The following is a 21,801-nucleotide window of genomic DNA, read 5'->3' as shown; positions in this document are numbered from 1 at the left end:
CTGATGATGACGCTATTTTACGATAAACACAACTTGGTAAATTTCCTTGAACCCGTTTATCTACAAAATAATGTGACGCACAAAAAAACAGAGCAGGATAACCGTGCTCTGTTTTGAGAAGATGAGAGATTAGTTTATTTGTTTATGACAAATTAGCTTTCATAAAGTCCATCATTTTATCCCAGCTCTCATTAGCCGCTTTTTCGTTGTAGCCCAAATCGATATCGTTTTTGGCAGCGCGCTCATCCGCATGCGGGTTGGTAAACCCGTGCTTAGCGTTGTCATAGACGTCGACGGTATAGTCAGCGCCTGCGTTGTCCATCTCTTTTTTGAAGTCCGCGACCGCATCCATAGAGACCATAGAGTCATCTGCGCCGTGAGCGACGAGCACTTTTGCGCTAAAGTTATTGTCCGCAGGCTGCTTAGGTGCTAAGTTACCATGGAAGCTGGCAACAGCTTTTAGTGGCATTCCTTCGCGGGCCATATCGAGGACGACTTTACCACCGAAACAAAAGCCAATCGCGCCTAGATTGTCACCATCGACAGCCAACTGATCGCTAAAGTCATTTAAGATTAGGCGGCAGCGTGACATGAGCATGTCTTGATCGGCGAGCACTTGCTCCATCCACATATTCGCTTGTGCCGCATCGCCTGTCAATTTACCTTCGCCGTATACATCCATAACAACAGCCGCGTAACCGGCTTTGGCAAGTTTTTCAGCGGTATCTTTTGGGTGATCGACCACGCCCCACCATTCTGGCGCGACCATGATACCTGGGACTGGATGATCGTCCGCCGCGTTTTCAGGTAGTGCAACATAGCTAATAAGCTCGACGTTGTTCTCTGTGGTACTGATTAACTCAAAGGTCTTAATTGACATTTTGTTATCCTTTTTTATGTTATAAATTTATAGTTGTCTATTTGGGGAACACATCATTTGATTGACCCGTACTACCTTAACGCCCATCCCAGTCAAAAACAGCTATAATACTGTAACGCTCTTTATCAGAATGCTACGGCAATTTTATGACTATTAATTTACTCAATCAACACGCTGTCGACTTACATACTTCTACGCAGCCAAAGGCTGACACCTTGCGTGCGCAGTTTTGGTCAACGTATACGCTTGATGAGCTAAATCATAGCGAGTGGGAAGCCCTATGTGATGGCTGCGGTAGTTGCTGTTTGATTAAGTTTATCGATGAAGACGAGAATGGCGATGTAGATGAGGAGCTGGTTGAGTATACCGATGTCGCTTGTAAGCTTATGGACTGCGCGACGGGCTACTGCCAGCACTACGCAACACGCCAGCATTACGTGCCTGACTGTATTCAATTGACGCCCGATAAGGTGCCGACGATGATGTGGCTACCTGAGCACTGCGCGTATAAAAGGCTATATAAAGGGCAAGCGCTACCAGAATGGCATCTACTTCTGACTAACGATGCGGTCGCAACTCAGCAGCAAATGCGTGCGGCTAACGTGGGCATAGCAGGGCGCTGCGTGTCCGAAACGGGTATCACTGATGATGAGATGGAGGATCGCGTGGTAACTTGGGTGACGCCTTAGTTGCTATTAAACTCACTTCATTTTCAATGATTTAGCTTTTTGTTGTAGGCTGGCGCTTTTAGCCCAGCATTTTATAATTGTGTATTTGTTATTTATCTCATTTTGTAAAAATTCATAACCTAAGGATTAGATATGAATAAAAGCTATTTAACAGGAAGTTTGATGCTAAGTATTGTGTTACTGAGCGCCTGCTCCAATACCTCGTCTGTGGCTAAAACTAAGGCGAATACGATGCAAACTATGCCTACAAAGGTGGCTTCAGATTCAGTGATGTCCGATAAGCCAGTGGCTGAACCTGCAATAACCACGACTATAGACTGGCAAAAAATAGAGGCGGTAGCTGACCAAAAATATCAAGAGGAACCATTAGCAGATTATTACTTAAATATCCTATCAGAAGAAGAAAGGAATGCCGCTCCTTGGTTTTATGCACAAGAATTTGACGTCACGATAACTGAGGCGCAGCAACGATTGTTACTACAAGGCATCAGTATGCCCTTGATTCAAGCGGTCGCAGAGTATTTGGGTGAGTCGGTTGCCGCTATTTATTATGAAAATAATAATCCCAATGAGTTTTCCATCAAAATAACCACATTGACCTCAGTGCAAGCTATCCCTTCAAAGTTTGTCTATCATTTTAAGCAAGATGAATTTAACCGTTTCTCAATTCCTATTTATATTCAAGCGAGTAGTGATAAAAGTCAGCAGCAGATTATGGCTCTACAAGAAAAAGCGTGGCCTGAGATATTAAAGCGTTATCCTGATACCCAAACGATTGGTTTTAGTCCAATGACCAATACCATCAATGTCATGATCTATCGTAAAATATCAGATGAAGCCGAGCGAGAGCGTCTAGAAGCTGAATTAACGGAGCTTGTTGGACATCCTGTGGTTGTAGAGTTTCCTAAAAATCGTATAACTACGCTTTAATCATTAATTCTATCGAATGCGGCTTAGTTATTATCCTGTTATCTACTCTTGTGACGCCAGCGCCGCAGATTTCGCACTGCTTTCAGCCTCTATTTCAGAGTCAGCAAGAGGCGGGATAGGAATGCCTTGGCGAATTTGGGTAGAGAATTCACTACTACGAGCATCTACTACGCGCTCGATCCGATTATCAAACCCTTGAACTTTAGGATTAATATGAGTGTGCTCATACCACGTATCCATCGACCAAGACTGTCCTTGCTCTGTAGTATTGCCGCCAAGCATACCGACATCGAACAGATAATTGGGCAACCAGCCTGAGACCCAAATGCGATAATCCCACGGCAGACGATCACCGCTGACGATACGCGCCATATAAAAGATAATGTTGGTACAGTTGCTAGTAAAGGTGTTGTACCACGCAGGCTTGGCATTGAGCTCATCAGCCGCCGTCAAATAGGACTCAAATAGCGACTGAACCTCGTGGCGTTGCAAATGGCTAATAGGAAATAGATACACCTGCTCGCCGCGCGCATTGCTACGCGTATAGATAATATCGCGCTCCTCCGATGCGATCAAGCTAAGCTCATAGCGGCGAAAGAATCCAGCCAGCGCTGAGAACGACTCACCCTCTTCTTTACGAATCTCAAATGAAAACGAGAGCGGTCTATCATTCTCAAAACGAAAGCTGACTAGCGTATGTGCAATCAGTGGTCCCATCCAATATGAGTTGGACACATCGACGCCAGATAATTTAGACATATCAACGGTACGCGTCTCCCAGCGCTCGGTGGCCTCGACATCGGTATGCCAATCAAAGTTACGCACATTAGAGAAAGTAACTAGATTAGGATTGTTTATATCACGTTCATAAGTCACTCTTTGGCTAACCTCAGACATCCAATTGCGATCATGACTGGGTTCAATAGAGAAAAACCAAACCAGACTGATAATCCATACCAAAACATAACTACCAGCCAATACTCTTCTAGTTCTTATCGTACTGATGGTTCTATTGCCTTCTCTATCCGTCATCTTATTGATGAGCTTGGATAAATATTTTGCTGATAGCAGCGGTATCAATAATCCCAAGACAACAGCGGTCACCATCCAAGTAACGGGGCTGTACGCGCCAAACTGATACCAAATAGCCAGTAATAACCAAACGGCAGATAGTATCAACGTTACAGCAATCAACACCCAAGCAATATAGTGCCACCATTTGAGTTTTGAGCGTCGATTATCCAACCCTTGAGTATTCAAAGGCGCGTCGTCAGAATGGACGGATAATAGACGAGAAAACAACGAGCGTAGTGACATAAGCGTAAAGTAACTTAGTAGAGGTTTTGATTAAAGTTTATAACACACTGGCAATACAATTTGGATAAATTTGTCGTTGAATGTCTGTTAGCCTTACGATAAAGTGAAACTAATTTGCAAAGCGTCGTTTTTTAGAGCAACCCACTTAGCAAATGATGCATTAGATTTTCAGTTTCAAAATGAGCGTCTAGAGCTACCATCTGTTGCATTTATATATTTAGATACCATTAATCGTAAAATCATCAATTAAGAGGTTAAATCACATCACCATGTCTGACGACGCCCCTAGCCCGAGTAGTTGGTCGATGCGCGGCTTAAAACGCTGGCTATCGACCGCCCCCGAAACCCGTGACGAATTGATCAGTTTGGTGCAACAATCTCGTCAATTTCTAGAACCTGATACCGTCGATATGTTGGAGGGTGTCTTGGACTTACCCGCCACTCAAGTGCGCGAGATTATGACGCCACGTCCGCAAGTTGTAAGTCTTCACGAGAGTACGAGCCTCGCTGAGGTGATGGACATTATCCTCGATACGACTCATTCGCGCTATCCTGTATTTGATAGTCAGGATGATGATGCGGTTATCGGTATTTTACTTGCCAAAGATCTGATTCCTATTTTGGTACATATGTTGCGCGATCAGGATGACAAAATTGATAGCAAACGCCTAAAAGACTTGGTGCGTCAGCCGCTATACATTAGTGAAAATGCTCGTTCTGATACTTTGCTACGCTCCTTGCAACGCACCCAAGTACACATGGCGATCGTCGTTGATGAGTTTGGTAATTTTGGCGGTGTGGTTACGATGGAGGATTTGCTTGAGGAGATCGTCGGCGACATCGTGGATGAGCACGACGATTTTGACGAAGATAGCGACATTAATAATATCATCGCCGATCCTGACAAACCCAATACTTGGCGAGTACAAGCATCGACAGTGATAGAGGATTGCAATGATGAGTTAGGGTCGCAGTTTGATGACACTGATGTCGATACGATGGGTGGCCTTGTGATGCAGACTTTGGGTTATGTTGGCGACTTACAAGGTGAGAGCGTCAAGATAGACGATTGGCAGATCACGATAACGGATGCTGAAGGACGCTTTATTCAAAACTTGGAGCTGACCAAGATCGGTGCTGATCAACAGATATTGATAGGTAGTCATTGATGAATAATCAGTGTTAACTAGTAAGTAGCCACTGGCTTCATGCCTAAGCAAATACTCAAAAAGCAAATAATTGAAGAATACGAAAAACACGATTGCGGTCGTGTTTTTTGTATTCTGTCAGATAAAATTTTTACATTACGGGTCTTCTGTGATACCACGGCTCTTGTGTCCGTAGTCATCTATTTGACCAATTATCTGCTATTATAGGCAAATTTTATTTTAGTAAGACTCAAGATTTTTTGACTTTTAAGGTTTTGGATATCGATATGCGTCTGTCTACCACTGATTTACAAAAGCGTCTAAATCCAGCCAAAGCCAAGACTATGCCACTTGGCGTGACACTTGTACTAGCTTGGCTTGCAGGGGCAATGTTCACTTTGGCGCTTGCACCTTATGGCGTTTGGCCGCTTGCTATCGTGTCGCCTGCAATTTTGTATGCGCTACTCATGCCGCAGATGCGTGGACGTCGTGCTTTTATTATCGGTGAAGCCTATGGTATGGGGCTGTGGTGCGTAGGTGCGTTTTGGCTATATACCTCAATCCATGTTTATGGCAATACGCCTATGTGGCTTGCGCTTATCTTGATTGCGATTATGGGTCTGGGTATGGGGTTATTCCATGGATTCTTGGCGCTCATATTTAATCGTTTTGTGGGTCGTCAGCCGTTCTCTTTCGCTGCGCTATGGATAGTACAAGAATGGCTAAAGACTTGGCTATTTACGGGTTTTCCTTGGTTGTTTGTTGGTTATGCTTTTACCGAGCAGTATTGGCTCTCGTCATTAGCACCTGTTGGCGGCGTGTTTACGGTATCTTTTGTAGCTGTATTATTAGCCGCTAGTATGGTTGAGCTATTATGTCGCCGCGGCGGTTATATGATCGCATCGATAGCGCTTTTGGTTATCAGTACCTCCCTATGGCTTATCAATCCGCAGTGGACTAAGCCTAAAGGTACGCCTGATCTTTCTGTATCCTTAATTCAGGGTAATATTCCACAAGACCTAAAATGGCTCACTGAGTTTCAGGTAGAGACGCTCAAAATTTATGCAAAATTAACTCGCAGCGAATGGGGACGCGACATTGTCTTGTGGCCTGAGTCTTCCATTCCTATGTTTCAAACGGATGCGGTTGGCTTTATCAATGAAATGGTAAAAATGGCTAATGAGACCGATACTACGTGGGTCACCGGTATCCCTTACAAAGACGAAGCAGCGTTTGATCCTACTACAGATAAATATGCGCCTTTTTATAATAGCGTCATTGCATTAGGTAGCGAGGCTGAGGGTATATACAAAAAGCAGCGCCTAGTCCCGTTTGGAGAGTACATCCCGTTCGAAGGTATGCTCGATATCCTCCCTGATCTTGCAGGCAGTAAGGATGTTCTAAGCTATAGCGAAGGCAGTGATCAGCAAGCGCCGTTACGTGTACGTGGTCACAATCTGGGTACGGCCATTTGTTATGAGGTCGCTTATCCTGATACCACCCGCAAAAACGCCATTGGTACAGACTTTTTATTGACCATATCCAATGACGCTTGGTTTGGCACCTCAGCAGGACCGTTGCAGCATTTGCAAATGGTGCAGATGCGTGCCTTAGAGAATGGGCGCTGGTTTATGCGCGCGACCAATACGGGAGTCACCGCTATCATTGATCACAAGGGTCGTATCGTCGAGCGCGCCCCGCAGTTTGAGCGCACGGTATTACGCGGTGATATTCAAGCGCGAGTAGGCAATACTCCCTTTATGCGTTTTGGTCATTATCCTATTTTGATTATCATCGCGTTATTACTACTGCTCAGCTATTTAGGTCGTCGCAGCAGTATACGTGCTCAAGTGCAGCACCCTACCAAAAGATAACAAAGGCATAGCTCGTTGCTAGAAGTAGTTACTAGCTATAAGCACTCGCTAGCTATAAGTAGTCGCGGGCTATATTTTTACGAATAATACCTTTAAATGGTTAAGGGTTTTCACAAATCAGTAAAAATTGCGATATAATAGGTCAAATTTAAAATATTTTTTGTCCAAGGTGGATAAGGTATGTCAGAAGATATCATCAACAACAATCCAAAAAAAGAGTTCATGTTCGCCTTAGTTGGCGTAGGAATGTTCTTAGCCATCGTTTTACTTATTGTTGTGTCTGCTTATATGCGCCCAGCAGGTGAGCATATCACTGCAGAAGCTAACGACGAATCTGTCGCTGCTGAGAATGCAGAAGCTATCATTGCTGAAGATACCGCGCCAGCTGCTGCAACTGACGATACAGCAGAAGATATGAATTTGGGTGCTGGAGAGTCAGCAGCGGTAGAGGATCAAACGGTAGGCGCTGCAACGGTTACTCCTGATCCAAGTACAGGAGATGCTATCGTTGCCACACAAGCAGCTGAAGCGACTGCGGACGGTGTGGTTGATCAGGCAGCCGTTCAAGATGCGACAGCAGGAATAGATCTAAGCGCTGAGCAAGCGGATGGTGATCTTGAAGGTAATATCGTAGAGTAAACGATCAGTTATTCAAGTAGCATACGGCTCACTAGCTACCAAAAACTCGCCTTCATATTGTGATGGCGAGTTTTTTTGTGTTTAAGTTTTAACAGCGACTTTGTATAAAGACCGTGCATACAAATGAGCGCGGTTTAGAAACAAGCGCTCATCCCCAGATAGGTAGTATTACAATCCATTTGTGACGTCATTTCCCATACCAATGAAGAGGTTCTATGTCTACCCAAGCCCCAACGGCCAAAACCAATATTAAGCTGCGTATTGAAAAGGTACAAGCTATGCTAAAAGCACAAGATTTGAACGCGCTTATTATTCCAACTGCCGATCCTCACTTGTCTGAATACTTACCTGAATATTGGCAAGCGCGTCAGTGGTTATCAGGATTTACGGGCTCCTTCGGTATTTTATTGGTCACTGCTGACTTTGCAGGTTTATGGACGGACAGCCGCTATTGGGTGCATGCGGCGGCTGAACTGTCTGAGACGGGTATTGCATTACAAAAACTGGCACCCGGTAATCTCAATCATATTGAATGGCTAGCCAACCAGTTGCAAGAAGGCGATAGTGTAGCAGTTGATGGTAATGTGCTATCTATCAGCGATCAAGATAAATTATTAGACGCTTTTGATAGTAGGAATATAACTTTAATCACAGATCGCGATGTGTTGAACGTGGTTTGGACGGATCGTCCTACGCTACCGACGGCAAAACTGTATCAGCACGAGGCGCAGTTTGTCGCGCAGTCTGCGGCGTCAAAACTTGCAGCCGTTCGCGCAGGTATGACTGATGCTGGCGCGACCCATCATCTACTATCTAGCTTGGATGATATTGCTTGGCTGACTAACTTACGCGGGTCTGATGTCGATTACAATCCTGTGTTTTTATCACATATGCTCATTAGCGATGATAGAGCGACGTTATTTATTGATACTACTAAGGTCAGCAGTGACATCGAAAAATCTCTAAAAGAGAGCGGAATTAGTCTGGCGAATTACGACGACATAAAAGGCGCACTAGGGCAGTTGACGCCTAACGATTTGCTGTTGTTAGATCCAAGCAAAATCGCAGTAGGTACGTTGTCCAAAATTGTCGATGATGTTGGATTCATTGAGCAAATAGCACCGAGCACTATGCTAAAATCTATCAAGTCAGAGTCTGACATCGAGCATGTTCGCGAAGCCATGCGTCAAGATGGCGCAGCGCTATGTGAATTCTTTAGTAACTTTGAGGCACGATTAGATAAGGGTGAGCATTTAAGCGAATTGGATGTTGATCGTATGCTGATTGAGGTGCGTATTCAGCAGCCAAACTACGTCTCACCAAGCTTTCCGACGATTGCAGGCTTCAATGAAAATGGCGCCTTACCGCATTACCGCGCAACGCCAGAGAATTTTAGCACCCTTGATATCGCTAAGGGCGGTCTACTACTTATTGATTCAGGTGCTCAATACCAAAATGGTACGACTGATATCACCCGTGTGGTTGGCATTGGCACAGTCACAAGCGAGCACAAGCGCGACTTTACGCTAGTGCTCAAATCACATATCGCTCTAGCACGCGCAAAATTCCCTGAGGGTATCAGCTCGCCCGCTATTGATGCGATTTGCCGTGCGCCATTGTGGCAAGCGCAGATGGACTACGGTCATGGTACAGGACACGGCGTGGGTTATTTTTTAAACGTGCACGAAGGCCCGCAAGGTATCTCATACAATGCGAGTAATACCAAGGAGCGAGCGATGCGAGCAGGAATGCTCACCAGTAACGAGCCAGGATTGTACCGCGAGGGCAAATGGGGTATTCGTATTGAAAACTTAGTGGTCAATACGCTGATATCTGAGCCTAGCGAGTTTGGTCAGTTTTTACAGTTTGAGACGGTGACTTATTGTCCTATAGATACGCGTTTAATCGACAAGTCACTGTTAGATCAAGTAGAGCTTGACTGGCTCAACGATTATCACAGCCAAGTCTATATTGAGCTAAAAAATCGCACTGAGGGAGAAGCTTTAGAGTGGCTGACCCAGCGTACGCAAGCTATTTAACCTTTAGATTTGCCAAAAAAAGCGCTGTCATTTAAATGATAGCGCTTTTTTATTAAGATAAATCCAAACAGCACTTAAACCACTATTCTTTGTTATTCTCATCATCAAGTGGCTCTTCTTTATTTCTTTGAGCAGTTTCTTCTTTGTGAGTATCTACTTGATCGGCGATAGCCAAGCGCTGAGTGACTTCAGCACGCATCCAAGATTTGAGATTCTCAGAGATTAGCATCATTTGCTCGCTAACGTAGTCGTCAATACTCGTTTCAAGCTCACGAATCAGACTCCCATGATCCGTGCCTAGTCTTTTGTCACTCAAAGACAAATGAATAGCGGTATGCGTGCGCGCATTTTGAGTGATTGCACTTATACTATTGTCAGTAGCCGTATCAATTTTGTCGTCTGAGCTATCTGTTTCTTTATTAGCGTTATCAGCTTCATCACTTATAGTGGTGTTATTTTTTACGTTGTATTCAACTGTAGAGTTGTTCTTACTTTCACTTGCACTCTCACTCGCTTGCTGTTTGTCTATCTGCTCTTGGAGTTTGCGCTTCTCTTCCGCCTCTCTTGCCTCCAAAGCTTCTTTTTTCTCTTGCGCCTTTTTAGCCTTTATCTGTTCTTGCTCTTCTAGACGTAGGGCTTCAGCCGCATCGGCAGCTTGTTTATCTGCGATGGCTTTAGCGATAGCTTCTTCTGCATGATGATTGTCATACAACTCATCGAGATGGGCGTCCAAATCATGCGTATCAAAGACAAAATCTTCGAATGAGGTATTAGGCTGAAGTAATGTTGTGATATCAGTGAGCTCTTGGATAATAGCCGAGCGTATCAGCTCGGGCGCACACGTCCAGCGCTGGTAAAATTGTTGAGAGAATGAGTAGCTTGACATGATATCTTCCATAAAGTGCTAAAAATTACCCCTTATCATACGCAAGTGAGATAAGGGGCTGCAAGAGGACAAACGTAGTAATCTGACGTCAGCGTTGCGCTAGGATAAGCTAAACGCTACGCAAAGCGTTAAACAAGGGCTCAAGTTACGACCACCGCGCAAAGACTAACGAGCCGTTAGTACCACCAAAGCCAAAGCTGTTCGACACCGCATAGTTTAAATTCTCAACTTTGCGTGAAGTATTGGCGACGTAATCTAGATTACAGTTGTCCTCGACATTATCTAAGTTAATCGTCGGCGGTATGTGCTGATGCTGCAGCGCTAACACGGTGAATATCGCCTCGATACCGCCCGCTGCACCTAGCAAATGACCCGTCATTGATTTAGTTGAGCTGACGAGTATAGTATCTTTTATGTCATAAAATACCGTTTCGATGGCTAGGGATTCTGCGACGTCTCCTGCGGGCGTGCTGGTGCCATGAGCGTTCACGTAACCCACAGCAGATGGCTCAATACCAGCGTCGTCAATAGCATTTTGCATCGCACGGGCAGCACCGCTACCGTCTTCAGGTGGCGCGGTAATATGACTGGCATCATCACTCATACCAAAACCGACCAATTCTGCCAGTATCGTCGCGCCGCGCGCTTTGGCATGAGCGAGACTCTCAAGCACCATCACGCCTGCGCCATCTCCTAATACAAAACCATCGCGGCCTTTATCAAACGGACGCGACGCCTTTGTTGGCTCGTCATTACGCGTAGAGAGTGCGTGCATCGCGCCAAATCCTGCGATACCTAGTGGGCTTGAGCCTTTTTCACTACCGCCCGCCAGCATAACGTCGGCATCACCATGCGCAATAAGGCGTGCTGCTAATCCGATAGCGTGCGTCGCTGTAGTACAAGCGGTAGATGTGGCTAGGTTTGGACCCTTCAAAGTATGTTTGATAGCGACAAGACCTGCTGCCATATTGACGATAGAGCCTGGAATAATAAAGGGCGAGACTTTTTTTGCGCCTTTGTCCCTTAGCGTATCACGGCTGTTCTCAATTGTCTGGATACCGCCAATACCTGAACCCAAAATTACCCCAAAACGCTCTTGGTCGACGTCTTTGACAGGGCTGTCCGTAGCACTCACTTCATCGATATAGCCTGCATTGTGTAGTGCCATAGAGGTCGCTGCCACCGCGTAGTGCATAAACTCGTCATAGCGGCGCGCGTCTTTAGGGTTCATATAGTTTTTGGCATCAAAGTCTTTGACCGTGCCTGCGATCTGCGCGCGGTACGCTTCAGGATCGAAATGAGTAATGGGTGTGATACCGCTCTCACCACTTAGTAACCTTACCCAAGTGCTCTCAACATCCAATCCTAGAGGCGTGATCGCCCCCATACCAGTGACGACGACGCGCCTATCATCGGTACGCTCATGATGCGGTGTTTTACGACGTGACTTTAGCTGCTGCTGTTGGCTCATACCCTGTATCCTATAGCGACTGTGTGATAATCATACAAAAACAATATCATTTTTACCGATCATTATAATATAGATTAGTGTACGTTTGTAAACTTGGATTAATTGACTAAGCAAAACACACTTGACCTAACACCACACCCTTGTTTGCGCCAGTGACCGCAGGCAAGTTACCCGTCTCGCCCATCAAGGTTTGACGCGCCAGCCACGCAAAGGCTACGGCTTCCACCCACGTTGGGTCAAGTCCCAAGCTTGCCGTAGTCTCTACCGTCGAATGTGGCAAGTGCGCTTGCAATCGTGTCATCAAATAGCCATTCAACGCGCCGCCGCCGCAGACATAGACGGTACTGTCAGCAGGAGACTGAATAAATAAATTGATCTGGTCGCAGGCACTCATAGCAGTCAGCTCGGTTAGAGTCGCTTGCACGTCGGCGGATGAGTAGCGAATATGAGCCGACGCTTGATCGAATTCTTGTAGCTCATCTTGTAGCCACTCTAGATTGAAGTCTTCGCGTCCCGTACTTTTGGGATGCGTTTTTGCAAAGAATGAATGCTCTATCAGCTGATTCAGTAGCGGTTCAATGACCTGTCCAGACTGCGCCCAAGTGCCATTTGCATCATAATCATGACCAGTATGAAGCGCAGTCCATGCGTCCATCAACAAGTTAGCAGGACCAGTGTCATAGCCTGTCACATTATTTGATTCGGCAGGCAGGACTGTTATGTTTGCGATACCACCCAAATTAAGCAGGATACGTGTCGTATGTGCATCCGAGAATAGAGCATGATGAAAGGCGGGCACTAGTGGCGCACCTTGCCCGCCAACCGCCATATCGCGGCGACGAAAGTCACTGACGACGCTGATGCCTGTGCGCTCAGCGATGATATTGGCATCAAGCAATTGCAAAGTATAGCCCATCTGCGGGCGATGGCGCACAGTTTGACCATGACAGCCAATCGCTAGTACGGACTCTGACTCGATATTGGCTCTTTGCAATAAGGTATTGACCACCTCGGTGGCAAATTCACCGTATGCTTTGCTTGCCCAGCCAAACCAGTCTAATTCGCTATCAGGCTCGCTCTCTACTGGCGTTAAGGCTTGCACGCCATTAGGCTGACACAAGGCAAGCAGCACTTCTCGCAGACGCGGCGGGAAGTCTTGGCTATAACTTGCTAGTAGGTGCATAGGAGCGGCGCTAGCGTCAGAGTCCGCCGTAAACTGACACAATACTGCGTCCATACCGTCCAAACTCGTCCCTGACATCATGCCGATATATAGACCATCATCGAAGTTCTCGAACAGGGTTTGCTCTAGGGTATCGACAAGCGACATATCCTCGCCATCGCTTAGATCTACGTTGGGGTTTTGATTATCAATAACAGACACAGGCTTACTCATGGCAATTTACCTCAAAAAACGCTAGTATATCTCTCAAATTCTACCATCTTTTATAGGCTACAAGATTCTAATTGGCCCAAACGTGTAAGCCTTTTCATAATGACAATAAAGAGATTCTCATGACCACTCAAACCCATACCTTAGAAGACCAACTTGCTCTAATTGAACGCGGTACGCAGGAGGTGTTATCTAGAGACGATTTAATCGCTAAACTCAAGCTAGATCGTCCGCTACGTATCAAGGCAGGCTTTGATCCTACCGCGCCTGATTTGCATTTAGGTCATACGGTACTCATCAATAAGCTCAAGCATTTTCAAGATTTGGGCCATGAGATTTATTTTTTGATTGGCGATTACACGGCCAAGATTGGCGATCCTTCGGGCAAAAATAGCACGCGTCCGCCATTGACCGACGAGCAAATCAAAGTCAATGCTGAGACGTACGCTGAGCAAGTCTTTAAGATTTTGGATAAAGATAAAACCCGTATTGTCTTTAACTCTGAATGGTTCAAAGATATGTCAGCGGGCGATATGATTCAACTCTCAAGCCAGCTGACGGTTTCGCGCATGCTAGAGCGTGATGACTTCTCCAAACGCTACGCCGCGCAAACGCCTATTGCCATTCACGAGTTTCTCTATCCCTTAGTGCAAGGTTATGATTCCATCGCGCTTGAGGCGGATGTTGAGCTTGGCGGTACCGATCAAACTTTCAATATTTTGATGGGACGAACCCTCCAAGGTCGCTATGGTCAAGAGCCACAAGTTTGTATTACTGTGCCAATCTTAGAAGGGCTAGACGGCGTCAATAAAATGTCTAAATCCTTAAACAATTACGTCGGTATTTATGATGCGCCAGGCACCATGTACCAAAAGCTCTTATCCATGCCAGATACGCTTATCCGTCGCTACTTTGAGTTTTTAAGCTTTAAGCCGATGGATGAAATTGAGAGCTTGATGGCGGAGATGGATAATGGTCGTAATCCGCAAGAGATCAAACGCATTTTAGCCGAAGAGTTAATCGAGCGTTTTCATGATAGCGACGCGGCTGCTAATGCGCACAAATCTGCTGGTAACGTCTTAGCCGATGGCGAATTGCCTGTTGATCTGCCAGAGATTACATTGGATTTAGAAGGTGCGGATGCGCTATTTATCACTCAAATCCTAAACCAAGCACAGCTTGCCAAAAACAACTCAGCCGCTAAAGATATGGTCAAACGCGGCGCAGTAAAAGTCGATGGCGAAGTGGTTGATGCTGGGTTTAGCTTAACCTCAGGGCAGACGGCAGTCATTCAGGCAGGTAAAAAGGGCTATGCTAAGGTGACGGTGGGATAAAGCGCGTAGGATTAATAAGGTAAATAAAAAAAAGGCAAGAGGCATGAAGCAAAAATATCAATCCATCCCCCAAGGCATCTACCGCCACTACAAAGGCAATCTGTATCAAGTCTTGCATACCGCGCAGCATTCTGAAACCGAGGAGGCGCTAGTGGTTTATCGTTGTCTCTACGGCGAGTATGGCGTGTGGGTACGACCGCTTGCGATGTTTGCTGAGACGGTTATGATAGATGACAAAGAAGTACCACGCTTTGAGCTGATTAAAACTCTAGCGGATTGATGATTAAAATGCCTTTTTAACATCCCAAAAAAAGCGACCCTATAGAGGTCGCTTTTCTTCTTTGAGTGAAAGTATGACGTCAATTAGCTGTCTAAAAACTTAATAAGCGCTTCGTTAAACTCTTTAGCATGCGTGACATTAATACCATGTGGGCCACCTTCAATGATATGCAATTGACTATCAGCGATCATCTCATGCGAGCGCTCACCACTGACTTCAAAGGGTACGATTTGGTCGGCATCACCATGAATCACCAACGTTGGCACATCGAATTTCTTTAAATCATCACGAAAGTCAGTGTACGCAAAGGATTTAACACAGTCATAAGTGGCTTTAGCAGACGCGTGTGACGCGATATCGCGGTTATACAAGCGCATGGGCTTACTGACCAACAGTTTGCCGTCTTTTGGCGTAAAAAAGTTCTTAGTGAAGTCATTCAAAAAGGCAATACGGTCGCCGCTAACTCCATCCAAAAACTCTTGCACATCCGCCTCTTCTAAGCCGCCATCAGGATTGTCATCTGCCTTAAATAAATAAGGTGGCACTGCCGAGGCGAGTACCGCTTTACTGACACGATTTGAGCCATAGTTGCCAAGATAGCGCGCCACTTCGCCGCCGCCCATAGAGAAACCAACGATAGTGGCATCTTGCAAATCAAGTTCATCCATTAGCGCTTTTAAGTCTTGTGCCAAGGTGTCGTAGTCATAGGCTTCCCAAGGTTGGGAAGATTGACCAAAGCCGCGTCTATCATAAGTAATGACTTGATAACCAGCCTCGACCAGCGCCATGAGTTGTGACTCCCACGCGCGGCCACTCAGCGGCCAGCCGTGTATGAGCACCACAGGCTTACCGCTGCCTTGGACTTCGTAATATAGATTGACAGGTTGATTGTTTTGCGTAGCAACTTTTACATAGGGCATATTCATATCCTTTTGAATGATTATTTTTTTGGTGGCGTTATTTATGATTATCTTTTTATAAGACATCACAGTGGTATGCCAGCTCTTAAGTATAAGAGCAGATTATGTTATTTGCTGTGAGAGGTTGTGATAAATATAGTGTGGTTGTGTGAGTAGTGGTCGTCTCTAAAAATCATTTTAAAAGAATGCTTTAAGCACTTTATAAAACCTAACGGGCTCATCAAGCGGTACGGCATGACCTGAATGCGGCAAAATAATTTCGGTGGCATTGGGCAGCATCTGAGTGACTTTTTGTTGCCATTTAGGGTCATAGAGTTTGGAGCGTCCGCCGATTAGATTAACGACAGGAATAGTTACCTTTTCTAAAGCGCCGCGAAAGTCATAAGGCAGCTCTAAATACGCTTGCAAGCACTGTCTTTTATGGTCCCAAATACTATGGTCATAAAGCGCAAGCTTAGGATCGTTTTTGTAGGTTGTCATTTGTATAAACGCTTTTGAGCGCGTACGATTCACAGATAGTAGAGAAAACAGCCGCTCGACATCTGTAGCACGGCGTTTGAGCGCAAAGGGCAGATGAGCAAAACTACCAATATTAGCATAAGGCAAAGTCCGGTCAATCACTTCTTGAAAGATATCGAACACTTCTTGTTGACGCACGCCAAACAGACCGCCTTGCCAGTCGGGCTGATTATGAATAGCAGGATTTTGATCTATATTCATAAATCGGCTGATTCGTGCCACACCATAACGCTCAAAATAAGCCCACATGACTTGTGCGCCCATAGAGATAGCCGCAACAGGCAAGGACTCTAGTTGTCGTAATGTACAGATATGCTCGACGATTTCGTTCATATCATCGGCGTATTGACGGACGAAATCAAACTGAGTCAGAGACGTTATTTTGGCTTCACCAAACCCTCTAAAGTGCGGCAAATAAAAGGTGTGTTTACCAAGGAGCGGCGCTATAAACGGCAAAAACTCACGCGCGTCCATACCATAAGCATGTAATAGTAAGACAGGAGACCCCTGTCCAATCACCGAGACTGGTAGCAGCGTACCGTCAGCCGCTGTGATATTTATGGTTTGTAATTGATATTTTGAGAGCAAGTTTTTTATCATAATGTGTTCTATAATTTTTGAGAATACAATGCCTTTAGGAGGTTGTAGATATTGGTGCTATTTGAGCTGCTACTGCCACAGTTTCGCGTACTCGTCATCACTAACAGCTGCGATATCTAGAGTAATGAGCATTTCACGCAAAGCTGTCCAGCGTTCGCGATCAGGTTTGATCGGCGCAATCAGTCGTTTTAGCGTGTCATTGATAATGTCGTCCATTAACGCTGAGGGCTCATCTCCAGTGTAGCCGTAATAAATCTCACGCGCTTTTTCAGGCTGGCTAGTACACAGCTCAGCCATTTCAGTGGTCACTTTGACAAAACGTTCCATAGCCTCTTTTTTATTTCCCCACAGACTATGTGTAGTCATCAGCTCCAGCGCTGAGAAGTTTGGATAAGGCGATAAGTGCTGATCAATAAAAGTATAATCAAGCCCAATATGATTGGCCTCTATCCCTTCAAAGTTATAAAAACATAGCCAAGCACCATCGAACTCGCTTGTCGCATCGCCCTCTTGTAGATTTTTTAGATGTTGAAAGTCAGTCTCTACAAACTCAACATTATCACGAGCTAATTCAAAGCCATTTTTCTGCGCGTAACGATGCAGTATCTCAAATCCGATTTTGTTTGTAATAGGGTTGGCCGAAGGGGTCGTAATACGAATGGGCTGATTTTGTGTAAGCTTATCCATACTGCTTTGCTTCATCATGACCCCGCCGTCAGTGACAAAGAAGCAGCCAAGTGCTTTTAGATCGGTAAAATAATGCTCAAATAAATGAATGGGTTCATTGACATGAAAGTCGATGTTACCCGCTTGTAGCTCAGCAAAACCATCATAGTGTTCAGTGGGCTCAATCATCGTAATGTCGAGGCCAGCATCTTTATACGCGCCAGTATGAATACCGGCGATAAAGGGCAGATGATCAGGGTTCAAAAACCATTCCAGTGTCAAAGTGAGCGATGTGTTCGCCATCATATATCCTTACAGTATCGGTTGGAAATTCGGTGATAACACCTCTTATAACAAATGCTACGGTAACGTCCGTCAAAAACCGTCAAACTGACCATAGCACAAAAACGTTTTTAATAAATGACGAACAAGGATATAAGCCTATGAGTAGATCCACGTTGTCCGCACTAGATGCAAGTCTTTATCCGCAAACATGGGCACAGCAGGCATTCATAGATCCACAAAGTTTACTAGTGGCATTGTTGGCAGCAGATATTGAGATTGACCCAAAAGAGTTTGCTAAGCGATTGCTAAAGGATAGTGTGTACCAAGAATGGATTAATGCTACTGTATTCGGGCGCTATATTCAGCGCAGCTTTACTGCCTTTTATCGTCAAACCGAAGATAGCTTCAATATGGATATGCCAGCATTATTTCACCGGGAGCTCATGCGCCATGCGCAGTTTTTGCCTATCAATCAGATATTATTTGTCGCAGGTGATATTCCCAAAAGCGCGCGTATTGATAAGTTATTTACCACCACTATTAATCCTGCAACTGCACTTTGCGATGCGCAAAAAATAAATCAGAACGCCATAAAATCAGGACGCGCAATATCTAGAAAATTAGTCATCAATCATATAAAAGCCGCTAGTCAGCAAGTCGTTGGCTTTCCTATAAAGCATAATAAACGCACGAGCGAACGCACTCGCAACGAGGTATTGATTTTAGACTTTAATGATCTACGCCTTGTCAATGAAATTAGCATTGAGCCCAAGCCCTCTACAATAGACCCTCATAAAAAAAGCAACATAGATCACTCTATATTGCTTCGACACTATGAGTTGCGCTAACGCTTGGAATTGCGCTAACGCCTAAATCTGTGCTGAAGCTTAGAATGACACCTATATCAGATGATATTTAGCATCAAGCTGCTTAGACGTTTAGTCCTTGGCAATCGTTAAACCATTAAAGGTTTGAGCGACTGGCATGACCTCCAAACGATTGACGTTGACATGCGCAGGCGATTCAATGAGCCATAATAGAATGTCACCAACATCTTCACCCGTCATGGTTTTAAAGCCATCATAGACCTGAGCTGCTTTGTCATCATCACCATGATAGCGCACGTTTGAAAACTCCGTACCCGCCACATTGCCCGGTTCTAGATTAGTCACGCGTACTTGTGTACCTAACAGATCTGCGCGTAGATTTAAACTAAACTGTTTCACAAAGGCTTTGGTCGCACCATAAACGTTACCACCGTAATAAGGCCAAGTGCCTGCGATTGAACCTACGTTAATGATATAACCACTATTGCGCGCTGTCATCGCTGGCAAGACGGCATGAGTGAGCGCCATAAGTCCTTTGATATTGGTATTGACCATTTGCATCCAGTCATCAAGCTGGGCACTTTGCGCAGGTTCAGTACCCAGTGCGAGTCCTGCATTGTTAACCAGCACATTGATTTGGTTAAAATCGCTTGGCAAGTCCTTAATAATTTGTGCAATGGATTTGGTATCGCTGACATCCATCTGTACGGGTAAAAACAACTCGCCTAAGCTATCAGCCATAGCATTGAGTTTGTCGAGACGTCGCGCACATCCGATAACACGATGGCCTTTTTCGACTAATTTTTTAGCTAACGCTTTACCAAATCCAGCACTAGCTCCAGTAATCAATACGTTCATCATTTGCCCCTCAACTATTTAACAAATAATTATTCAACAAAATTTACTGCTTACCAAATATCTTGTCGCCTGCATCGCCAAGACCTGGAATGATATAACCGTCTTCATTTAAATGGCTATCGAGCGCTGCGGTATAGATAGTCACATCAGGATGCGCTTCATTGACCAAGCGCACGCCTTCGGGAGCCGCGACCAGCACTAACGCTTTTATATTTTGACAGCCGTGCCTTTTTAGCATGTCGATAGTGGCGACCATAGAGCCGCCCGTGGCGAGCATCGGATCTATGACCAGCGCTGGACGCTTATCCATATGGCTGACGAACTTCTCAAAAAACGGTACGGGCTGTAAAGTCTCTTCATCACGCTGTAAGCCTACCACAGAGATTTTAGCCGTCGGGATCAAATCGAGCACACCATCAAGCATACCCAATCCTGCACGCAAGATAGGCACGACGGTTGCTGTCTTACCGACGATTTGTTCACCATCGATCTCGCCGCACCAGCTCTCCATCACAAATGTCTCAATCTCAAAGTCACGGCTTGCTTCATAAGCCATCAGGCGGGCAAGCTCTTTGGTTAGGGTGCGAAACTTGTAAGTACTACAATCCTTTTCGCGCATCAGACTGAGCTTATGGCGTACTAAGGGATGATCGATGACCGTAATGTTTAGCTCACTCATAGGTACTCTCTTATTAGGCAGGTTTGGCGCTAGGCCTTTGTTCTTGATATTGGGTTCTTGATAGCGGATGGTGCTCGTATGCTATGATAACAAAAAAACCGCTTTTCTAATGAAGAATGTTATGACCAAACCAATCTTAAAGGCTGAAGTCGACAAAGATGACTCTGTTAATAATTTAAATAGGGCAAAAATTACTAATCTAGAAATCGAAAATCATCCTTTTAAACCTGTGCTACCACCCAACGCCACCGTTATGATGATGGGTTCCTTTCCCCCGACCTCTGATAAATGGGCGATGAGCTTCCATTATCCCAATTTTTATAATGATATGTGGCGTATCTATGGTGGCGTCTTTTTTGATGATATAGATCACTTTAGAGTAGGGGATGAGAAACGGTTTGACCCTGAGCAGATAAGTGAATTTTTATTTGAGCGCGGCATTGCGTCTTGTCCAACAGTCAGACAGGCCATTCGTGAGACAGGCAACGCCTCGGACAAAAATCTAACGGTCGTCACTCCTGTTGATTTGGACCTCATCTTGCCACAAGTCCCAAAGGTAAAAGCACTATTTACGACTGGCGGCAAAGCGACTGAAGTGCTGCTAAACCTATTACAAGAGCCTCCCATAAAGTCGAAATATCCCAAAACCAATCAAAGTATCGACTATCCGTATCAATGGCAAAATAAGGATGCAGAGTTATTAGGGAAGTCAGTCAATGAATTAACTCTACATAGACTACCTTCTACCTCTCGTGCTTATCCGCTAGCGTTAGATAAAAAGATAGCAGCCTATAAAGCGTTTTTTGAGAAGGTGGGTAAGTTATAAGGGGTAAAGAAGATGTGTATGATGTGGTTGGCGAAGCGTCAACCTACCGCGGAAATCAGTTTAAATCTCAACCCACTGATAAACATGAGTTATTAAAGCTACGTAGAATTAAATAAGAATAAATCTCTCAAACCGCTTGACCGAATCTAAAATCTACGTATAATGCGCTCCAGTTGAAAGGGAAAGCGGATTGCGAAGTGAATTATCATTGAGCGAACCAATAATTAGAATGAACGTTAAAACAAACTACCTTAGTAGTTCAAATAAAAACATTCAAACTAAATTAAATAACCTCTTGACACCACAATTTAACCGTCTATAATACGCACCTCATCGAGACAAGCTAGCGGTTAAACACTAAGAACACTTAGTGATAGCGACCAGCGAATCGGATGAAACAAATTATAAAAGAGCTTGACAATATCAATCATTATGATAAGATAGTCGGCTCGCTAGATAGCAAAGCCTGTAAGGGATTCGTTATTAGCAACCTTCAAATTGAAGGGATATACTTACCTACTGGACGACAGAGGTGAGACACTATTTAAAAGCGAAACTAAAGAACAACTTGTGTGGATTTTTGCTGAGACAAGAATGCTAAAAATAAAGTTGACTACTTCTTCTTTTCGGAGGAGTTATTAACTATAAAAATTATCATTTAGTCAGCAGAAAAACTCAAAGTTAATTCATTACGAACATAATTTAAAGCGATTTTGCCAGATTAGATGAGCCAAGTTTAGA

20 protein-coding genes are annotated in these 21,801 nt (G+C 44.8%); 10 read left to right on the top strand and 10 right to left on the bottom strand.

Translation table 11 applies throughout. The features are described 5' to 3' along the window. Window positions 1–142: 142 nt before the first annotated feature. Window positions 143–880: a dienelactone hydrolase family protein gene (locus ACR64G_RS11030; RefSeq protein ID WP_435979331.1), complete on the bottom strand. Its 738-nt coding sequence runs from the start codon at window positions 878–880 to the stop codon at window positions 143–145. A 146-nt stretch (window positions 881–1,026) separates the two neighbouring features. Between ACR64G_RS11030 and ACR64G_RS11025 the strand changes: the two genes are divergently transcribed. Together ACR64G_RS11025 and ACR64G_RS11020 are read left to right on the top strand one after the other, a co-directional pair. Next, on the top strand, window positions 1,027–1,569 hold the full coding sequence (locus ACR64G_RS11025; RefSeq protein WP_435979330.1) for a YcgN family cysteine cluster protein: 543 nt from the start codon (window positions 1,027–1,029) through the stop codon (window positions 1,567–1,569). Between the two features lie 132 nt (window positions 1,570–1,701). After that, window positions 1,702–2,499, top strand: coding sequence for a hypothetical protein (locus tag ACR64G_RS11020; protein WP_435979329.1), 798 nt, complete (start codon window positions 1,702–1,704; stop codon window positions 2,497–2,499). Between the two features lie 42 nt (window positions 2,500–2,541). Here the strand turns inward: ACR64G_RS11020 and ACR64G_RS11015 are convergent, their stop codons facing one another. Next, window positions 2,542–3,816, bottom strand: a complete 1,275-nt coding sequence (locus tag ACR64G_RS11015) for a lipoprotein N-acyltransferase Lnb domain-containing protein (RefSeq protein ID WP_435979328.1) — start codon at window positions 3,814–3,816, stop codon at window positions 2,542–2,544. A 269-nt stretch (window positions 3,817–4,085) separates the two neighbouring features. Between ACR64G_RS11015 and ACR64G_RS11010 the strand changes: the two genes are divergently transcribed. The 4 genes from ACR64G_RS11010 (at window position 4,086) to ACR64G_RS10995 (ending at window position 9,516) form a co-directional block, all read left to right on the top strand. Beyond that, window positions 4,086–4,985 carry a CBS domain-containing protein gene (locus ACR64G_RS11010; protein WP_435979327.1) on the top strand — a complete coding sequence of 300 codons (900 nt, stop codon included), beginning with the start codon at window positions 4,086–4,088 and terminating at the stop codon, window positions 4,983–4,985. 266 nt (window positions 4,986–5,251) lie between these two features. Beyond that, window positions 5,252–6,838, top strand: a complete 1,587-nt coding sequence (gene lnt / locus ACR64G_RS11005) for an apolipoprotein N-acyltransferase (protein ID WP_435979326.1) — start codon at window positions 5,252–5,254, stop codon at window positions 6,836–6,838. 180 nt (window positions 6,839–7,018) lie between these two features. Then, window positions 7,019–7,477, top strand: a complete 459-nt coding sequence (locus tag ACR64G_RS11000) for a hypothetical protein (RefSeq protein WP_435979325.1) — start codon at window positions 7,019–7,021, stop codon at window positions 7,475–7,477. 215 nt (window positions 7,478–7,692) lie between these two features. Continuing rightward, window positions 7,693–9,516, top strand: coding sequence for an aminopeptidase P family protein (locus ACR64G_RS10995; RefSeq protein WP_435979324.1), 1,824 nt, complete (start codon window positions 7,693–7,695; stop codon window positions 9,514–9,516). 82 nt (window positions 9,517–9,598) lie between these two features. On the opposite strand, the gene ACR64G_RS10990 is transcribed toward ACR64G_RS10995, so the two are convergent. The 3 genes from ACR64G_RS10990 to ACR64G_RS10980 form a co-directional block, all read right to left on the bottom strand. Then, complete coding sequence (locus ACR64G_RS10990; RefSeq protein WP_435979323.1) at window positions 9,599–10,402, bottom strand: hypothetical protein; 804 nt, start codon at window positions 10,400–10,402, stop codon at window positions 9,599–9,601. 145 nt (window positions 10,403–10,547) lie between these two features. After that, window positions 10,548–11,873 carry a beta-ketoacyl-ACP synthase II gene (fabF, locus tag ACR64G_RS10985; RefSeq protein WP_435979322.1) on the bottom strand — a complete coding sequence of 442 codons (1,326 nt, stop codon included), beginning with the start codon at window positions 11,871–11,873 and terminating at the stop codon, window positions 10,548–10,550. Between the two features lie 106 nt (window positions 11,874–11,979). Then, on the bottom strand, window positions 11,980–13,269 hold the full coding sequence (locus ACR64G_RS10980) for an anhydro-N-acetylmuramic acid kinase (RefSeq protein WP_435979321.1): 1,290 nt from the start codon (window positions 13,267–13,269) through the stop codon (window positions 11,980–11,982). Window positions 13,270–13,388: 119 nt separating this feature from the next. Between ACR64G_RS10980 and tyrS the strand changes: the two genes are divergently transcribed. Continuing rightward, entirely contained in the window at window positions 13,389–14,600 is a 1,212-nt protein-coding gene (gene tyrS / locus ACR64G_RS10975; protein WP_435979320.1) for a tyrosine--tRNA ligase, read from the top strand. Between the two features lie 43 nt (window positions 14,601–14,643). Beyond that, window positions 14,644–14,880, top strand: a complete 237-nt coding sequence (locus ACR64G_RS10970; protein ID WP_317200104.1) for a DUF1653 domain-containing protein — start codon at window positions 14,644–14,646, stop codon at window positions 14,878–14,880. An 83-nt stretch (window positions 14,881–14,963) separates the two neighbouring features. Here the strand turns inward: ACR64G_RS10970 and ACR64G_RS10965 are convergent, their stop codons facing one another. The 3 genes from ACR64G_RS10965 to ACR64G_RS10955 form a co-directional block, all read right to left on the bottom strand. Then, window positions 14,964–15,800, bottom strand: coding sequence for an alpha/beta fold hydrolase (locus tag ACR64G_RS10965; RefSeq protein WP_435979319.1), 837 nt, complete (start codon window positions 15,798–15,800; stop codon window positions 14,964–14,966). Between the two features lie 177 nt (window positions 15,801–15,977). After that, window positions 15,978–16,919 (bottom strand): alpha/beta fold hydrolase, encoded by a 942-nt coding sequence (locus ACR64G_RS10960; RefSeq protein ID WP_435979318.1) that lies wholly within the window; start codon window positions 16,917–16,919, stop codon window positions 15,978–15,980. Window positions 16,920–16,988: 69 nt separating this feature from the next. Then, entirely contained in the window at window positions 16,989–17,891 is a 903-nt protein-coding gene (locus ACR64G_RS10955; RefSeq protein WP_435979317.1) for an ABC transporter substrate-binding protein, read from the bottom strand. Between the two features lie 137 nt (window positions 17,892–18,028). On the opposite strand from ACR64G_RS10955, the gene ACR64G_RS10950 reads away from it, so the two are divergent. Beyond that, window positions 18,029–18,718 (top strand): hypothetical protein, encoded by a 690-nt coding sequence (locus ACR64G_RS10950; RefSeq protein WP_435979316.1) that lies wholly within the window; start codon window positions 18,029–18,031, stop codon window positions 18,716–18,718. A 90-nt stretch (window positions 18,719–18,808) separates the two neighbouring features. Here the strand turns inward: ACR64G_RS10950 and ACR64G_RS10945 are convergent, their stop codons facing one another. Both ACR64G_RS10945 and upp read right to left on the bottom strand, forming a co-directional pair. Continuing rightward, the gene (locus ACR64G_RS10945; protein ID WP_435980716.1) at window positions 18,809–19,555 is read right to left on the bottom strand and encodes an SDR family NAD(P)-dependent oxidoreductase; all 747 of its coding nucleotides are present in this window, start codon (window positions 19,553–19,555) and stop codon (window positions 18,809–18,811) included. Between the two features lie 43 nt (window positions 19,556–19,598). Beyond that, complete coding sequence (gene upp, locus ACR64G_RS10940; protein ID WP_435979315.1) at window positions 19,599–20,234, bottom strand: uracil phosphoribosyltransferase; 636 nt, start codon at window positions 20,232–20,234, stop codon at window positions 19,599–19,601. 121 nt (window positions 20,235–20,355) lie between these two features. Between upp and ACR64G_RS10935 the strand changes: the two genes are divergently transcribed. Beyond that, window positions 20,356–21,060, top strand: coding sequence for a DNA glycosylase (locus tag ACR64G_RS10935; protein WP_435979314.1), 705 nt, complete (start codon window positions 20,356–20,358; stop codon window positions 21,058–21,060). Window positions 21,061–21,801: the final 741 nt, after the last annotated feature.

The sequence above is a fragment of the Psychrobacter sp. DM4 genome (genome assembly GCF_051307035.1).
In the GTDB taxonomy this organism is placed as follows: domain Bacteria; phylum Pseudomonadota; class Gammaproteobacteria; order Pseudomonadales; family Moraxellaceae; genus Psychrobacter.
This window is presented reverse-complemented; position numbering and strand designations above follow the sequence as displayed.

Coding starts and splice junctions, on each gene's coding strand:
- ACR64G_RS11030 (WP_435979331.1), bottom strand. CDS start 880: ATGTCAATTAAGACCTTTGAGTTAATCAGTACCACAGAGAACAACGTC.
- ACR64G_RS11025 (WP_435979330.1), top strand. CDS start 1,027: ATGACTATTAATTTACTCAATCAACACGCTGTCGACTTACATACTTCT.
- ACR64G_RS11020 (WP_435979329.1), top strand. CDS start 1,702: ATGAATAAAAGCTATTTAACAGGAAGTTTGATGCTAAGTATTGTGTTA.
- ACR64G_RS11015 (WP_435979328.1), bottom strand. CDS start 3,816: ATGTCACTACGCTCGTTGTTTTCTCGTCTATTATCCGTCCATTCTGAC.
- ACR64G_RS11010 (WP_435979327.1), top strand. CDS start 4,086: ATGTCTGACGACGCCCCTAGCCCGAGTAGTTGGTCGATGCGCGGCTTA.
- lnt (WP_435979326.1), top strand. CDS start 5,252: ATGCGTCTGTCTACCACTGATTTACAAAAGCGTCTAAATCCAGCCAAA.
- ACR64G_RS11000 (WP_435979325.1), top strand. CDS start 7,019: ATGTCAGAAGATATCATCAACAACAATCCAAAAAAAGAGTTCATGTTC.
- ACR64G_RS10995 (WP_435979324.1), top strand. CDS start 7,693: ATGTCTACCCAAGCCCCAACGGCCAAAACCAATATTAAGCTGCGTATT.
- ACR64G_RS10990 (WP_435979323.1), bottom strand. CDS start 10,402: ATGTCAAGCTACTCATTCTCTCAACAATTTTACCAGCGCTGGACGTGT.
- fabF (WP_435979322.1), bottom strand. CDS start 11,873: ATGAGCCAACAGCAGCAGCTAAAGTCACGTCGTAAAACACCGCATCAT.
- ACR64G_RS10980 (WP_435979321.1), bottom strand. CDS start 13,269: ATGAGTAAGCCTGTGTCTGTTATTGATAATCAAAACCCCAACGTAGAT.
- tyrS (WP_435979320.1), top strand. CDS start 13,389: ATGACCACTCAAACCCATACCTTAGAAGACCAACTTGCTCTAATTGAA.
- ACR64G_RS10970 (WP_317200104.1), top strand. CDS start 14,644: ATGAAGCAAAAATATCAATCCATCCCCCAAGGCATCTACCGCCACTAC.
- ACR64G_RS10965 (WP_435979319.1), bottom strand. CDS start 15,800: ATGCCCTATGTAAAAGTTGCTACGCAAAACAATCAACCTGTCAATCTA.
- ACR64G_RS10960 (WP_435979318.1), bottom strand. CDS start 16,919: ATGATAAAAAACTTGCTCTCAAAATATCAATTACAAACCATAAATATC.
- ACR64G_RS10955 (WP_435979317.1), bottom strand. CDS start 17,891: ATGATGGCGAACACATCGCTCACTTTGACACTGGAATGGTTTTTGAAC.
- ACR64G_RS10950 (WP_435979316.1), top strand. CDS start 18,029: ATGAGTAGATCCACGTTGTCCGCACTAGATGCAAGTCTTTATCCGCAA.
- ACR64G_RS10945 (WP_435980716.1), bottom strand. CDS start 19,555: ATGAACGTATTGATTACTGGAGCTAGTGCTGGATTTGGTAAAGCGTTA.
- upp (WP_435979315.1), bottom strand. CDS start 20,234: ATGAGTGAGCTAAACATTACGGTCATCGATCATCCCTTAGTACGCCAT.
- ACR64G_RS10935 (WP_435979314.1), top strand. CDS start 20,356: ATGACCAAACCAATCTTAAAGGCTGAAGTCGACAAAGATGACTCTGTT.